General features: G+C 72.0%; 15 protein-coding genes. 7 read left to right on the forward strand and 8 right to left on the reverse strand.

All coding sequences use genetic code 11. The features are described from left to right. Nucleotides 1-14 precede the first annotated feature (14 nt). Nucleotides 15-881, forward strand: a complete 867-nt coding sequence (locus Aru02nite_RS19125) for an NAD(+)/NADH kinase (protein WP_203659508.1) — start codon at nt 15-17, stop codon at nt 879-881. Between the two features lie 7 nt (nt 882-888). Here Aru02nite_RS19125 and Aru02nite_RS19130 read toward each other — a convergent pair whose 3' ends face one another. Together Aru02nite_RS19130 and Aru02nite_RS19135 are read right to left on the reverse strand one after the other, a co-directional pair. Beyond that, on the reverse strand, nt 889-1,092 hold the full coding sequence (locus tag Aru02nite_RS19130; protein WP_203659510.1) for a DUF397 domain-containing protein: 204 nt from the start codon (nt 1,090-1,092) through the stop codon (nt 889-891). Continuing rightward, the gene (locus Aru02nite_RS19135) at nt 1,079-1,909 is read right to left on the reverse strand and encodes a helix-turn-helix domain-containing protein (protein WP_203659512.1); all 831 of its coding nucleotides are present in this window, start codon (nt 1,907-1,909) and stop codon (nt 1,079-1,081) included. The genes Aru02nite_RS19130 and Aru02nite_RS19135 overlap by 14 nt, the downstream gene beginning before the upstream one ends. A gap of 92 nt (nt 1,910-2,001) precedes the next feature. On the opposite strand from Aru02nite_RS19135, the gene Aru02nite_RS19140 reads away from it, so the two are divergent. The 3 genes from Aru02nite_RS19140 to Aru02nite_RS19150 all read left to right on the forward strand — a co-directional run bounded on the left by Aru02nite_RS19140 (nt 2,002) and on the right by Aru02nite_RS19150 (nt 4,096). Beyond that, nucleotides 2,002-2,340 (forward strand): hypothetical protein, encoded by a 339-nt coding sequence (locus tag Aru02nite_RS19140; RefSeq protein WP_203659514.1) that lies wholly within the window; start codon nt 2,002-2,004, stop codon nt 2,338-2,340. Nucleotides 2,341-2,397: 57 nt separating this feature from the next. After that, on the forward strand, nt 2,398-3,609 hold the full coding sequence (locus tag Aru02nite_RS19145; RefSeq protein ID WP_203659516.1) for an MFS transporter: 1,212 nt from the start codon (nt 2,398-2,400) through the stop codon (nt 3,607-3,609). 79 nt (nt 3,610-3,688) lie between these two features. After that, entirely contained in the window at nt 3,689-4,096 is a 408-nt protein-coding gene (locus tag Aru02nite_RS19150; protein WP_203659518.1) for a PPOX class F420-dependent oxidoreductase, read from the forward strand. 51 nt (nt 4,097-4,147) lie between these two features. Here Aru02nite_RS19150 and Aru02nite_RS19155 read toward each other — a convergent pair whose 3' ends face one another. From Aru02nite_RS19155 to Aru02nite_RS19165, 3 genes are read right to left on the reverse strand one after another with little or no spacing between them, the layout of a single operon-like run. Then, nucleotides 4,148-5,602 (reverse strand): FAD-dependent oxidoreductase, encoded by a 1,455-nt coding sequence (locus Aru02nite_RS19155; protein WP_239076791.1) that lies wholly within the window; start codon nt 5,600-5,602, stop codon nt 4,148-4,150. After that, the gene (locus tag Aru02nite_RS19160; RefSeq protein WP_203659521.1) at nt 5,599-5,928 is read right to left on the reverse strand and encodes a (2Fe-2S)-binding protein; all 330 of its coding nucleotides are present in this window, start codon (nt 5,926-5,928) and stop codon (nt 5,599-5,601) included. The genes Aru02nite_RS19155 and Aru02nite_RS19160 overlap by 4 nt, the downstream gene beginning before the upstream one ends. After that, nucleotides 5,925-7,133: an NAD(P)/FAD-dependent oxidoreductase gene (locus Aru02nite_RS19165; RefSeq protein ID WP_203659523.1), complete on the reverse strand. Its 1,209-nt coding sequence runs from the start codon at nt 7,131-7,133 to the stop codon at nt 5,925-5,927. Before Aru02nite_RS19165 ends, Aru02nite_RS19160 begins: the two co-directional genes overlap by 4 nt. A 271-nt stretch (nt 7,134-7,404) precedes the next feature. On the opposite strand from Aru02nite_RS19165, the gene asnB reads away from it, so the two are divergent. Genes asnB through Aru02nite_RS19180 form a run of 3 tightly spaced genes read left to right on the forward strand, consistent with a single transcriptional unit; the run spans nt 7,405 to nt 11,364 of the window. Beyond that, nucleotides 7,405-9,360: an asparagine synthase (glutamine-hydrolyzing) gene (gene asnB, locus Aru02nite_RS19170; protein WP_203659525.1), complete on the forward strand. Its 1,956-nt coding sequence runs from the start codon at nt 7,405-7,407 to the stop codon at nt 9,358-9,360. Next, nucleotides 9,357-9,968 (forward strand): hypothetical protein, encoded by a 612-nt coding sequence (locus Aru02nite_RS19175; protein ID WP_203659527.1) that lies wholly within the window; start codon nt 9,357-9,359, stop codon nt 9,966-9,968. Before asnB ends, Aru02nite_RS19175 begins: the two co-directional genes overlap by 4 nt. A 46-nt stretch (nt 9,969-10,014) precedes the next feature. Next, the gene (locus tag Aru02nite_RS19180) at nt 10,015-11,364 is read left to right on the forward strand and encodes a hypothetical protein (protein ID WP_203659529.1); all 1,350 of its coding nucleotides are present in this window, start codon (nt 10,015-10,017) and stop codon (nt 11,362-11,364) included. 39 nt (nt 11,365-11,403) lie between these two features. Here Aru02nite_RS19180 and Aru02nite_RS19185 read toward each other — a convergent pair whose 3' ends face one another. From Aru02nite_RS19185 to Aru02nite_RS19195, 3 genes are read right to left on the reverse strand one after another with little or no spacing between them, the layout of a single operon-like run. After that, the gene (locus tag Aru02nite_RS19185; protein WP_239076792.1) at nt 11,404-12,279 is read right to left on the reverse strand and encodes a carbohydrate ABC transporter permease; all 876 of its coding nucleotides are present in this window, start codon (nt 12,277-12,279) and stop codon (nt 11,404-11,406) included. Then, nucleotides 12,276-13,226 carry an ABC transporter permease gene (locus Aru02nite_RS19190; RefSeq protein ID WP_203659530.1) on the reverse strand — a complete coding sequence of 317 codons (951 nt, stop codon included), beginning with the start codon at nt 13,224-13,226 and terminating at the stop codon, nt 12,276-12,278. The genes Aru02nite_RS19185 and Aru02nite_RS19190 overlap by 4 nt, the downstream gene beginning before the upstream one ends. Further along, entirely contained in the window at nt 13,226-14,851 is a 1,626-nt protein-coding gene (locus tag Aru02nite_RS19195; RefSeq protein ID WP_203659532.1) for an extracellular solute-binding protein, read from the reverse strand. Before Aru02nite_RS19195 ends, Aru02nite_RS19190 begins: the two co-directional genes overlap by 1 nt. Nucleotides 14,852-14,928 lie beyond the last annotated feature (77 nt).

The raw sequence follows: 14,928 nt of genomic DNA on the forward strand, positions 1-14,928 counted from the left end.
GGTACCGTTGCCGCATGGGCATGGTGGGCACGGTCGGGCTGGTGCTGCATCCGCGGCGCGACTCCGAGATGGCGATCGGCACGATCCTCGACTGGGCGAAGCAGCGGTCGGCGACCGTGCTCGGCCTGCCGAACGAGATCGGCCGGATCGACTGCTCGGCCGTGCCCGTCTCCGACGAGGAGCTGGTCGACCGTTCCGACCTGCTCGTCAGCCTCGGCGGTGACGGCACCATGCTGCGCACCCTGCGGATGCTCGTCGGCGGGCCGAAGACCCCGGTGCTCGGCGTCAACCTCGGCCGGCTCGGCTTCCTCGCCGAGGTCGACGTCGCCGACCTGCCGCCGGCCCTCGGCGCCATCGACGAGCACCGCTACCAGGTGGAGCCGCGGATGGCGGTGCGCGCCGCGCTCGCCGGGCGACCCGCGCTGACCGCGTTCAACGACATCGCGATGGTGCGGGTGCCGGGCGAGGGCATGGCCGAGGTGGCGGTCACCGTCGCCGGCCACCCCTTCGTCCGGTACGCCGCGGACGCCGTCATCGTCGCCACGTCCACCGGCTCCACCGCGTACAGCTTCTCGGCGGGCGGGCCGATCGTGTCGCCGTCCGTACCCGCGTACCTGGTGGTGCCGGCGTCCGCGCACTCCACCTTCAACCGCGCCCTGGTACTGCCCGCCGACGACACCGTCGAGCTGGAACTGTTGCCCGCCAGCGGGCGCCTCGCCGTCGAGATGGACGGCGTCGTCGCCGGCCACCTCAAGCCCGGCGACCGGGTACGCGTCACCGCCGTCCCCGACGCCGCGCACATCGTCCGGCTCGGCACCACCACGTTCTACGAGCGGGCCCGCCGCAAGCTCCGCCTCCCCGACAGCGCCGAGATCGAGTGACCGGCGCTCACCGGTACGCGGTGAGCGTGCCGCGGCGTACGCAGTCGAGGAACGCCGACCACTGACCACTGTGGACGGTCAGCGTCCCGCCGTCCGGATCCTTGCTGTCCCGCACATGCCACGACCCGTCGGCGCTGGCAACCTCGACACAGTTCCCGCCCTGCGTCCCGCTGCGTGTGCTCTTTCGCCAACGCAGTTCATCCCTGGCCATACAGTTCCTCCCTCACTCGCGAAATCAGCGTGGCTGACTCCGCTTGGGACAGTGCTTCGGCGCGCATCACGTCGAAGCTTCGGGCACACCTGTCCCTTGTTTCGTGGCCGGGCAGGATCGTACCGCCGCCGGGGCCTTCCAAGTAGACGAGTTGTTCGCCGTCACGAAGGTAGAGAAGCACGAACGATCCGTCGAGCGGAGCCCGTCCGGCCCGGGTCAACGGCAGGATCTGGATCTTGATGTGAGTGCGGTCTGTGAGTGATACCAAGCGATCCAGTTGCTCGGCCATGTCTGCGGTGGATCCGACCGGACGACGAAGCACGCTCTCGTCCAGGATGAACCACAGCAGTGGAGGCTGCTCCCGCTCCAACAATGCTTGGCGTGTGAGCCGGGCGGCCAAGCGTTGTTCCAGTTCCTTGTGAGATCGCGGTGGCCAGTCTGGGCTGAACACAGCCCGCGCGTACCCCTCGGTTTGGAGCAAGCCAGGCACGACCTGGACCTCGAACTCGTCGATGGCAACGGCTTCGGCTTCGAGGGCCACGTACGAACGGAACCAGGAGGGGTACGCCTCGCGCGCGATCAGCGGTACGAGCGCGGCGAGCGTGCCGCCGGTGGCGAACTCGCGGTCGCACGCCTCGGCGAAGTCGGCGGTTGGCGGACGCTGGCGCGTCTCGACCATGCCGATCAGGCCGGGGGAGTAGTTGAGGTGGCGCGCGAGCTGCGCCTGGCTGAGGCCGCGGTCCTGGCGAAGCCGCCGCAACTGGGCGACGAAGTACTCGTGGACGGTCTCGGGTGGTGTCTCGTCCGTGGGCTCCATGACGGGATTCCTTTGTGAGGGAGGCGTTCACGGGTCACTCGTGGGTGCCGGGAGCCTACCGAGCGTGTGCGGATCGGGTCACGATACCGGGCATGGAGAAGGATGCGTACTTTCCGCCGACGGCGGCGCGGCCGTTCGGGATCGGGATCGCCGGCCCGGACGAGGTGCCGAAGGACGCGCCGCGCCGGTACGTGGTGCTGGCGTACGACGAGGAGGACCGGGCGGAGATCGTGCTGTGGGGGATGCAGACGCCGGAGCGGGCGTACGCGTTCGGGCGGGGCGGCGGGCCGTTGGTGAAGGGAGAGTCGGCGGAGGCGACCGCGCTGCTGCTGGCCAGTAACCTCGATCTCGATCTGGTGTGGATCGATCCGCCGGTGGGTGCAACCGATCGGGCGCGGGGTGATGCGTCGGGGTGCGCGGAGCATCCGTGAGCAGCACCCGCCGCCCGCCCGGTGACCGTCCACTGTGGATGGTGAGGGGGTGGTGGGGTGCTGCGCGGGGCGTTCCGGCGGGTGTGGGTGGCCGAGACGGTGTCGGCGTTCGGCACCCCGGTGACCACGGTGGCGGTGCAGGTGCTGCTCGTCGGCACGCTGCACGCGTCGGCCACCGGGATCGGCCTGGTGAACGCCGCGCAGTGGGCGCCGTACCTGGTGTTCGGGTTGCTCGTGGGGGTGCTCGTCGACCGGTACCGGCGGCGGCCGATCCTCGTCGGCACCGAGCTGGCCGCCGGCGTACTGCTCGTCGCCGTGCCGCTGCTGGCGTGGGCGGGCCTGCTGCGTACGTGGGTGCTCGCCGCCGTGCTCGTCCCGTTCGGGGTGCTGTCGCTGCTGAACTCGGCCGCCGCGCAGGCGTACCTGCCGACGTTGGTGGCGCGCGGCGACCTGGCGCGGGCCAACGCGCGCCTCGAACAGAGCGGCAACGCGGCGCAGACGGCCGGCCCCGCCCTGGCCGGCGCCCTCGTCCGGCTCCTCGGCGCGCCGGCGGCGGTCCTCGTCGACGCCGCGTCGTACCTGGTGGGCGGGGTGATCCTGGCGACCGGGCGGGCGCCCGAGCCGGTGCCCGCCCGCGGCCCCGCGCGGCACGTCGGGCGGGAACTCGCCGAGGGGCTGCGCTGGGTGTACCGGCACCGGATGCTCGCGCCGTACGCGCTGGCCACGCACGCCTGGTTCGGCTGCAACGCCGTCGCCGGCACCGTCTTCGCGCCGTACGCGCTGCGCACGCTGCACCTCGGCACCGTCGGGTACGGGGTGGCGCTCGCCGCGACCGGCGTCGGCGGCGTCGTCGGCGGCGGGCTGTCCCCGCGGCTCGGTACCCGCCTCGGCGCCGGCCGCGCCATCCTCGTCGGCCGCTGGCTGTCCCCGCTCGCGCTGCTCGTCGTCGCCCTCGCCCATCCTGGTACGGCCGCGTGGCCCGTCGCCGTCGCCGGCCAGTTCCTGTACGGGCTCGGCATCGGGATCGACGGGCCGCAGGAGGCGGCGTACCGGACGAGCGTCACCCCGCACGAACTCCAGGGCCGCATGAACGCGACGATCCGCTCCCTCAACCGCGGTGCCCTGACCGTCGGCGCGCCGCTCGCCGGACTGCTCGCCGACGCGGCCGGCTACCGTACCGCGCTGGTCGTGGGGGCGGGCGGCTTCGCCGCGGCGGCGCTGGCGCTCACCCTGTCGCCGTTCCGTACCGCCCGGGTCGCCGCCGACTGACACCCGCGGTCGGCACCGCGCAGGCCGCACCTGACCGCGCCGTGATGTACTCGGCGGAGTCGACTCCGAGGGGGACACCATGCCGAGCACACCGATGCCGGACGGCGCGCGCGAACTGCTCACCGCGGCCAACCCGGCGGTGATCACCACGGTACGGCCGGACGGCCAGCCCGTGTCCGTCGCCACCTGGTACCGGATGGACGGCGACCGGATCCTCGTCAACATGGACGAGAGCCGCAAGCGCCTCGACTACCTGCGCGCCGACCCGCGCGTCTCGCTCACCGTGCTCGCCGGCGACGACTGGTACACCCACGTCAGCATCCAGGGCCGCGTCGTCGAGATCGCCGACGACCCCGACCTGTCCGGCATCGACAGCCTGTCCGAGCACTACACCGGCAGGCCGTACCCGACGCGCGACCGGCGCCGGGTCAACGCCTGGATCGAGATCGACCGCTGGCACGGCTGGGGCAAGATGCGCCAGGACTGAGCCCGCGCGGTCGACGGCGCCCCGCGGCATCCGGGCGCCGTCGACCGCGGGTCAGTCGTGCTCGCCGCGGGCCGGGTCCGCCGCCAGCTCGTCCAGGCTGATCGGCGTCGTCAGCGGGCGGGTCGTCAACGCCAGCGGATCGGCCGGCTCGTCCCGGCCCGACAGGGTGGCGGTCAGCGCCGCGACGTTCGCCCCGCACATCCGGCCCTGGCACACGCCCATCCCGCACCGGGTCGTGAGCTTCGCCGTACGCAGCCCGGTCACGCCGGACTGCTCCACCGCCCCGCGCAACGCCCGGTACGGCACCTCCTCGCACCGGCACACCAGCGTCGAGTCCGACAGCCAGCTCTGCCACCCGTCCCGCACCGGGTACACCGCGGCGAGCGCCGTCGCGAACCGCCGGTACCGGGACCGTACGCCGTTCCAGGCCGCCGCCCGCGCGCTGTGCCCGCGTTCGCCGAGCGTACCCAGGTCGAGCGCGGTCGCCAGGCCCGCCAGCGCGCCCTCCGCCGCGGACAGCACGGCACCGCCGACACCGGTCAGCTCACCCGCCGCGTACACCCCCGGGGTGGAGGTCTGCTGGTAGTCGTCGACCGTGACGACCGGGCCCCCGTCCGGGCCCGGCTCGGTGCCACAACCCAACGACAGAGCCAGATCCAGCTGCGGAACGAAGCCGTACCCGACGGCCACGGCGTCCACGTCCACCCGCCGCTCCGAGCCCGGCACGATCGTCCAGTCCGACGCGAGCTTCGCGACCGTCGCCGCCTCCACCCGGTCCGTGCCGTGCACCGCCACCACCGCGCGACCCGCTCGTACGCGGGCGCGGTGCCGGGTCAGCGTCGCCGTGTACCGCGCGGCCTCCGCGACCTTCTCCGGCGCCAGCGCCATCGCCCGCGGCCGGCGTACCCAGCCGCGCGTGTGGTTCGCCTCCAGTACGCCGGCGAGCTTCGCGCCCGCGTCGATCAGCGTCGCCGCCACCCGCAGCAGGAACGGCCCCGTCCCGGCGACCAGCACCCGCTGCCCGACCAGCACCCGGGAACCCTTCGCCAGCGCCTGCGCCGCACCCGCCGTGTACACGCCCGGCAGGTCCCACCCCGGGAACGGCACCACCCGGTCGTACGCCCCGGTCGCCAGGATCACCCGGGGTGCGGCGATCACGCCGATGTTCACCGCCCGACCCGAGCTGGTGTCCGCCACGGACAGCAGGGCGCCGCCGCCGAGGCGCGGCTCCGCCGCCCACACCGTGACCTGCTGGCGCTGCGTCACCCGGCGGTGCCGGGCCAGCCGCGCGATCAGTTCCGCGGCCTCCGCCTGGTCGTGGTGCGCCCGCTCCGGGTGCACCGCGCCGAACTCCACCGGCAACTGCCGGTGGTACTGGCCGCCCGGCCGTACGTCCGAGTCGATGAGCAGGACGCTCGCGCCGCCGTCCGCGGCCTGGACCGCGGCGTGCAGCCCGGCCGGTCCGGCGCCGACGACGACCACGTCCGCCGCCCTGGTGGGGATCACTGCTCCGCTCCGTCCAGTACTGGCTCGGCCGGGCCGGTGGTGACCGCGTCGCCCGGACGCGCCGTGTACCGGCAGGCCCGGACGCCGGCCACCCCGTTCACCGTGACCAGGCAGTCGAAACACACGCCGATGCCGCAGAACACGCCGCGCGGCCGGGCGCCGAACCGGGTACGGCGCCAGCTCGACCGGCCGTCGGCGAGCAGCGCCGCGGCGAGCGTCTCGCCCGGCCGCAACGGCACCTCGGCGCCGTCGACGGTGATGTGGTCGAGCGGCTCGGCGGTCGGCTCGACCGGATCGTCGGTCACCCGACGCGGCCCGTCCGTCATGCGGAGTCTCCGGCTGTACTCGGGTACGCGGCGGCCAGGCCGGGCCGGTCGGCCGCGAACGGGGACGGATCGGTGGACGGTGGCGCGCCGACGAACAGCTCGCCGAGCAGCCGGCCGGTGGCCGGGGCGAGGCCGATGCCCGCACCCTCGTGCCCCGAGGCGTACCACAGCCCCGGTACGGCCGGGTCCGGGCCGATGACCGGCAGATGGTCCGGACTGTACGGCCGGAACCCGCCGTACGCCCGGATCGCGGTGACCGCGCCCAGCGCCGGGAACAGCGCGACCGCGCCCGCGGCCAGCAGCCGCAGCGCCGCCACCCGGATCAGCGGGTCGAAACCGATACGCTCCCGCGTCGAGCCGATCAGTACGGTGCCGGCGCGGGTCGCCTCGACGACCGCCGACGCCACCAGGTCGGCCGACGCGGAACCGACGTCCGCGACGTACCCCGCGTCGTACACCTTGTGGCGGACGGTGGGTGGCAGCGGCTCGGTGACCAGCACCATGCCGCGGCGCGGCTCCACCGGCAGCCGGCCCTGCGCGAGCGCCGCGATCCGCCCCGACCACGGGCCCGCCGCCACCACGACCGCCGGCGTACTCACCGGGCCCGCCGCGGTCTGCACGGTGAACCCGCCGGACGTGCGCTGCAGCCCGGTCACCGGCGCGTCCGGTACGACGGTGGCGCCGCGGGCGACCGCGGCGGCGAGCATCGCGGTCGCCGCCAGGACCGGCTGTACCTGCTGGTCCTGCGGGTAGTAGACGGTGGTGACGAGCTCGCGGGTGAGGTGCGGTTCCAGTTCGGGCGCCGCGTCGGCGGCCACCTCCTCGGCGGTGACGCCGGCCTTCCGCTGGTCGTCGGCGAGCGCGCGCAGCGCCTCGGCCGCCTCGGCGGTGCGGGCGACCATCAGGCCGCCCTTGTCCTCCAGCTCCAGGTCCGGTGTACGCCCGAGGTCGGCGGCGAGCCGGTCGGGCAGCTCGCGCCAGAGGTCGAGCGAGAGCTGCGTGAGGGTGAGCTCCGGCCCGGGTGTCTTGTCCGAGACGAGCAGGTTGCCCTCGCCGGAGGCGGTGGTACCGGCGGCGACCGCGCCCCGGTCCACGACCAGTACGGACAGGCCACGCGTGGCCAGCTCGTACCCGCAGGAGGCGCCGATGATGCCGGCGCCGATGACCACCACGTCCGCGGTGGCGGGCGGTGACTCCGTGAACACTCGTCTCCTGTTCGATGCGGCGAACGGGTGTTTCGCCAACCTAACAACGGCGCGGCGCCGGGTGGACGGCGCATCCGAGAGCCTAGCCCCGGGTACGGCCCCGGTCGGGGACGGCGGCGCGCCCGGCGTCGCCCGACACGCCCGGGTACGCCGACACGCCGGGAACTGGACGTTCCGTACGGGCGCGCGCAGGCCCGACCAATGGGGCGCGGCGCCGGGGGTGTGCGGTCACACGCGCAGCCACCACGACCCGCATGGAAAGATGGCTGCCATGTGCGGACTGCTCACCTTCGTCAGCGCCCACGGCATCGCCGGCGTCCACCGCGACAGCATCGCCGACGCGCTGGAGAACCTGCACCACCGCGGTCCCGACGACACCGGGGTGGAGACCTTCGGCGACTCGCCGGGCGGCGACGTCGTCTGCGGGTTCAAGCGGCTCGCCTTCATCGACGTGGCGCACAGCCACCAGCCGCTGCGCTACCTCGACCGGTACCTGCTGACCTTCAACGGCGAGATCTACAACTACATCGAGCTGCGCGACCAGCTCCGGCGCGAGTGCAACGCCCGGTTCGAGACCGACGGCGACGGCGAGGTGATCCTCGCCGCGTACCACCACTGGGGTCTGGAGACGGCGCTGCGCCGGCTGCGCGGCATGTTCTCGTTCGTGATCTGGGACAAGGTGGAGCGGCGCGCCGTCGGCGCCCGCGACCCGTTCGGCATCAAGCCGCTGTTCTACCTGCTCACCAACGACGGGCTCTACCTGACGAGCGAGAAGAAGGCGCTGATGCCCTTCGCGCCGTCCGCCCGCGCCGGCAACAACGGCATCGACCACGCCAACCTGTCCCACTACCTGACCTTGCAGTACGTGCCGGAGCCGAGCACGATGCACCGCGGCATCCACCGCGTCGAGTGCGGCCAGGCGTTCACGTACCGGCCGGGTGAGCCCGTGCAGCTGTCCCGCTACTACCGGGCCGACTTCCGGCCGTCGCCGGTCAGCGACGAGCAGGCGCTGTACAAGAAGATCGAGGACACGCTGCGCGAGTCGGTCCGGCTGCACATGCGGTCCGAGGTGCCGCTGGGCTGCCTGCTGTCGTCCGGCATCGACTCGACCGCGGTCGTGGCGCTGGCCCGCGAGTTCAACCCGAAGGTCAAGACCTTCACCGTCGGGTACGACGTGCCCGGCTACTCGGAGATCGACGTCGCGGCGGACTCGGCGCAGCACCTGGGCGTGGAGCTGATCCCGACGAAGATCGGGCCGCAGGACATGATGGAGCAGCTGCCGCGGATCGTCTGGCACCTGGACGACCCGGTCGCCGACCCGGCGCTCGTCCCGCTCTACTTCGTGAACCGCACCGCCGCGCAGCACGTCACCGCGGTGCTGTCCGGCGAGGGCGCCGACGAGTTCTTCGGCGGGTACACGATCTACCGGGAGCCGCTGTCGCTGCGCAGCGTCGCCGCCATGCCGGACGGCATCAAGCGCGGCCTGCGGTCGGTGGCGAACGTGATGCCGGAGGGCGTGAAGGGCAAGAGCTTCATCGACCGCGGCACCGTACCGCTGGAGGAGCGCTACTACGGCAACGCGCGGATCTTCTCCGAGGCAGAGAAGAAGACCCTCATGCGGTACTACGACCCGCGCGTGCAGTACACGGACGTCACCGCCCCGCTGTACGCGGAGTGCGCGCACCTCGACGAGGTGACCCGCATGCAGTACATCGACCTGTACACGTGGCTGCGCGGCGACATCCTCGTCAAGGCGGACCGGATGTCGATGGCGCACTCGCTGGAGGTGCGTGTCCCGTTCCTCGACCCGGTGGTGTTCGAGCTGGCCGCGACGATCCCGACCGAGCTGAAGGTCACGCTGCGCGGCAACCACACGAAGTACGCGCTGCGGCAGGCGGTGCGCAACATCGTGCCGCCGCCGATCGTGAACCGGCGCAAGTGGGGCTTCCCCACGCCGACCCGCGTCTGGCTCAAGAACGACATGTACGAGTGGGCCGCGATGATCCTCGCGCAGTCCGCCGCCGGTGAGCTGATCGACCTGCCGTACGTGCGGAAGCTGCTGGACGCGCACCGCAAGGGCGAGGCCGACAACAGCCGCAAGGTCTGGACCGTACTGGTGTTCTGCGTCTGGCACGCCATCTTCGTCGAGCGGTCGATCGACCCGCGGCCGAAGCCGGCCGAGTCGGCGCTGCTGACGAAGCCGGTCGTGCACCGCGTCACGCGGTGACCCCGGACGACGCCCGCCGCGCGGCCGGGTACCTGACGGTGGACGAGCTGCTCGCCGCCCTGCCGGACGTCCTCGTCCTGGACCCGGCGGGCACGCTCGTGTCGCCCGGCGTGGTCGTCGCGCCCCGCGCCGTGCTGTACCCGGGGGTCGTGTTGGCCGCGACCGACGCGGCGGTCACCGTCGGCGCCGGGGAGTACTGGCCGGGTACGAGGATCGTGGCCCGGCGGGGTGCCCGCGTCACCGTCGGCGCCGGGTGCCTGTTCGAGGGCGGCGTGACGGTGCGCGCCGAGGGGCCCGGCCGCACGGTGCGGATCGGGGACGGGTGCCGGCTCACCAACGGGGTCGAGCTGCTGGCGGACGCGGACCTCGGCGACGGGGCGCAGATCCTCGGCCGGATCACCGCCGCCGACGTGGTCCTGGCCGCGGGCGGCTCGTACGCCGACCCCGACCCGGACGCGCGCGCCGCCGTACTGAAGGGTTTCGGCACGGCGCGCGGAGTGCGGCTCGGCGTCGGGGATGTGGTCGACGGCGCCGGTGACTTCGCGCGGGCCCGGGTGCGGCGCCAGGCGGAATACCACCCGAAACGGGACGACGAAGCCGACTCGTGATGTCCTAGCATCCTGCTGTCCGATCACCAGACGGCAGGGAGCGGCGATGACGGGCTGGTACCGCAGGGTCGGGGTCGTGGCGGCGGTGGGCGCGCTGACCGGCGGGGTCCTGGTGGGGGTGGTCGGTTCGGCGGCGCAGGCCACCCCGACGACGTACTACGTGGACGCGACCGGTGGCAGCGACGCCAACGCGGGCACGTCACCCGCGACGGCGTGGCGGTCGCTGGCGAAGGTGAGCGGGTACGCGTTCGCCGCCGGCGACACGGTGGCGTTCCGGAAGGGCGGTACCTGGACGGGCACGTTGACGCTGGCGGCGAACGGCACCAGCGCCGCCCCGATCACCGTCGGCTCGTACGGGGACGGCGCGCGGCCGGTCGTCACGGGCGGCAGTACGTGCGTGGCGGTCGAGGGCAACTGGTGGGTGGTCACCGAGCTGACCGCGTCGGACTGCGGCTGGGCCGGCTTCGAGATCGGCCGGTCGGGCGCGGCCGCCGGTACGCACGGCCAGCACGACGTGCTCGACTCGGTCCGCGCCGAGCACAACGTCGCCGGAGTGTCCATCATGGACACTGCCGGGCACGATGCCGTGCAGTGGAGCCAACTCGTCGACAACGACAAGATGAGCGTGAACACGCCGGGCGGCGACGACGACTCCGGCGCGTTCGGGGTGCTGCTCAACGGGGACGACAACCTGGTCACCCGCAACACGATCAGCGGCAGCTTCGCCGCCAGCGACGACTACACGTACGACGGGGCGGCGGTCGAGATCTACGACGGCGACCGCAACACCGTCACGTACAACACGACCGTGGACAACGAGACCTTCACCGAGCTGGGGCACCGGCCGGGCGGGACCGCCAGCGACAACATGTTCGGGTACAACACGGTCACGTCGACGAAGCCGCGCGGCTCGTTCCTCGTCACCCGCGGCGCCGACGACACCAACCTCGGCCCGGTACTCGGCACCCAGGCGTACGACAACTCGGTGTACCTGCCGCAGTCCGGGTACGATCCGGCGACCGGCCGCGGGCTCAGCGAGGGGTGGGTGTGCGACTCCGGTTGCGCGCCAAGCATTCTCAAGCTGCGCAACAACGTCTTCTCGGTCTGGTGGAAGCCCGGGTACGAGGACGGCGAGGGCGCCGACGAGGACAACGACGTCTACGACACCTCGTACCCGGAGACGCAGTGGCAGTTCGCGGGCGGCGCGCACGACGTGCGTACCGACGATCCGGGGTGGGTCAGCAAGACCACCCCGGATCTGCACCTGACCGCCGGCAGCCCTGCCATCGGGATCGGCGTCGAACCCGACCCGGAGTACGCCGACGCGTTGCGGTGGGACCTGGACGGCACCGAACTGTCCGGCACCCGCGACGCCGGCGCCTACCAGCACTCCTGACCGCGCCGCCCGTACCCGCCAGCCGGTGCGGGCGGCGACTCAGCCCTTCACCGCCCCGGTCAGTACGCCCTTCGTGAAGTGCCGTTGCAGGAACGGGTACACGAGCAGGATCGGCACGATCGACACGACCAGGATCGCCATCTGGATCGCCGCCTGCGGGGGCAACTGCTCGGTCCCCAGGTCGGCCGACCCGAGCTGCGTGTCGTTCACGACGTACGTGCGGAGCACCAGTTGCAGCGGCCATGCCGTGCTGTCGTTGAGGTACAGCATCGCGTTGAAGAACGCGTTCCAGTAGCCGACCGCGTAGAACAGGCCGATCACCGACAGCACCGCGCGGGACAGCGGCAGCACGATGCTGCCGAAGATGCGCAGCTCGCCGGCGCCGTCGATGCGCGCGCTCTCGATGATCTCGCCGGGCAGCCCGGCGAAGAACGACCGCAGCACGATCACGTTGAACCCGCTGACCATCGTCGGCACGATCAGCGCCCACACGCTGTCCAGCAGCCCGACCTGCTTGACCACCAGGTACAGCGGGATCATGCCGGGGGAGAACAGCATGCTGAACAGGACGACCAGCAGCAGCGGCCGGCGCGCCGAGAAGTGCGGCCGGGACAGCGCGTACGCGAGCAGCGCGGACACGGTGAGGCTGGCGAACGTGCCGACGACGGTGACGAACACGCTGATGCCCAGCGCCCGGGTGACGACGCCACCCGCGAACAGCGACCGGTACGCGTCCAGGTGTACCGAGTCGGGCAGCAGTACCAGGCCGCCCGCCTCGTTGATCTGCCGGTCGGGCGCGACGCTGGTGGAGACCACCCCGACGAACGGCAGTACCACCAGGGCACAGAACACCAGCAGTACCAGGCCCTTGAACGCGCGCATCGGCCACGAGGGCGCGTCCCTGCGACGGCTCACCGGCTGTACACCCCCTCCTCGCCGAAGATGTGCGCGACCTTGTTCGCGGCCAGCACCAGGGCGACCCCGACGAGGCCCTTCACCAGTCCGACCGCGGCGGCCACCCCCCACTGTCCGGCGACCACGCCGTTGTTGTAGACGTACGTGTCGAGCACCTCGCTGACGTCCCGGCCGACCGCCTGCTGCTGCAGGATGATCTGCTCGAACCCGACGGTCAGCGAGTCGCCGAGCCGCAGGATGAACAGCAGGATGATGACGCCGCGCAGGCCGGGCAGCGTCACGTGCCACAGCTGCCGCCAGCGCCCGGCCCCGTCCACGCTGGCCGCCTCGTACAGCTGGGAGTCGATGGTGGACAGGGCGGCCAGGAACAGGATCGTGGCCCAGCCGGTGTCCTTCCAGATCACCTGCGAGGTGAGCAGCACCCGGAACAGGTCGGAGTTGCCGATGATGTCGAGCGTGGCGAGGTTGTGCGCGCGCAGGACGTTGTTCAGCAGCCCGCTGCCGCCCAGCATCTGCTGGAACAGCGCCACCACGATCACCCACGACATGAAGTGCGGCAGGTACAGGATGCTCTGGGCGATGCGCTTGATCCGCTCCGAGAACAGCGAGTTCAGCAGCAGCGCCAGCAGGATCGGCGCCGGGAACACGAACACCGCCTGCAACAGCGTCAGGACCAGCGTGTTCGTCAGCGCCCGCAGGAACGCCGGGTCGCCGTTCACCAGGACCGCGAAGTTCGCCAGGCCGGACCAGGCGCTGTCCCTGATGCCCAGGAACGGTTGGAAGTCCTCGAACGCGATCACGTTCCCGAGCAGCGGCAGGTACTGGAAGCCCAGGATCAGCGCGATGCCCGGCACCGCGAACAGCAGCAGTACGCGGTCGCGGACGAGTCGGCGGAGCAGCCCGGCGCGCTGGCGCCCCGGGGTTCGGCGCGTCGGTGCCCGCAGCATCACCGCCTCGCCGCGTCGGCGTGGGCCTTCGCCAGCTCGGTGCGCATCTGCTCGCCGCCCTGCGACAGGAAGGACTTCACCGCGTCCTTCCACGACGACACCGGCCGCCGGCCCTGCACGATCTGGTTCTCCACGTCCAGCAGGACCGCGGACAGCTGCGCGTACTTGCGCGACATGGTCTCCGAGTACAGCCCGTACGAGTCGTCGAACAGCAGGCGCGGCGCGATCGTCTGCTGGATCGCGTGCTGGCGCTTCGCCACGTCGGGCTTGCCCGCCCAGTACAGGGCCATGTCCGCGTCGCAGACGTACTGCAGGCCGATGCCGGTCTCGACCACGCCCGTCTTGGTGGGCACCGGATCCGTACCCTCCAGCGTGTAGTGCCGCCCGGCCAACCCGTACTTGCGGAACAGGTACTCCTCGGTGCCGAACGGCGCGGCCATCCAGTTCGCCACCGCGAGCATCGTCTCCACGGAATGCTTGGCGGACTTGGCAAAGGCGGTGATGTTGTTGAGCGCCGCGCCCATCCACGGCTTGCCCTGGCCGCCCGAGTACCCGGGCACGTCGAGCATGTCCACGGCGAACGCGTCGCCCGCGGTGTTCGTCGCGTAGTACTGGTTCCAGGCGACGAAGCTGTCCAGGTCGAACACGGCGACCCCGCCGTTGAACCACTGCTTGCGGGCGCTCGCGTCCGCGGAGAACGCGTCCGGGTTGACGACACCGGCGGCGACCATCCTGCGCGTCGCCTCCAGCGCCTCCAGGTTCGCCTCCTGCTCGTACTTGCTGGTGAACTTCCCACCGTGCTGCGCCCAGTTGTTGGCGATGCCGAGCATCTGCCGCACGTAGTCGGTCGGCGGCTTCGTCCACGCCCAGCGGTGCCGCTTCGGGTCGTTCACCTCCTTGCACAGGTCCAGGAACTCCGCGAAGCTCGCCGGCGCCGGACGCTTGATTCCCTTGGCCGCCAACAGATCCACCCGGTACAGCGGCAGCGACGTGCGGGACATCCCGCGCGGCACCGGCACCCCGTAGATGCCGCCGTTGAACACGCACCCCTTCCAGTACTCGGTCGGGATGTTCGCCAGGAACGGGTACTTCGCCACCGCGTCGCCCGACAGGTACCTGGTCAGGTCGTGGCACTTGGCCTTGAGCAGCGCCGGCAGTTCGACGGTGGTGGGCGGGATGTTGACGAGGTCGGGCAGGTCGCCGCCGGCAACCTGGGTGGCGAACTTCTTCGGGTAGTCGTCGTTGGACGCCATGCTGATGGTCAGCGGCGAGCCGAGCCGCTCGTTCACGGCCTGCCAGAAGGGATTCCGGCCGGCGGCGGGCGGGATGGCGCCGGGAATGTTGGTGAGGAAGCTGATCGGCTTGCCGTCGCCGGGCTTCTCGCTGATCGCCCGCACCGGATGCGCCGGGTACCTGAGGAAGCCGGCCAGTACGCGGTCGGTGGCGGGCAGGTCCGGCGCGACCCCGGCGTACCGCTTGTACGTGGGGAGGGTGACCGCGAGGTTCGCGGCGGACGTGTCGGCGCCCGATGAGCCGCACGCGGTCAGCAGGGGAGCGCCGGTGACCGTGACGGCGGCGGCGGTCAGCCCGCCGCCGAGGAACGTTCTTCTGCTGATGCGCTGCATGGGGGGCATGGAGGGCATGGAGGGCTCTCTTCCGCGCAAGGAAGTTACCGGGAGGTGATCGGCGCGTTGCCGATTGA

This window comes from Actinocatenispora rupis (genome assembly GCF_016861975.1).
Classification (GTDB): Bacteria; Actinomycetota; Actinomycetes; order Mycobacteriales; family Micromonosporaceae; genus Actinocatenispora; species Actinocatenispora rupis.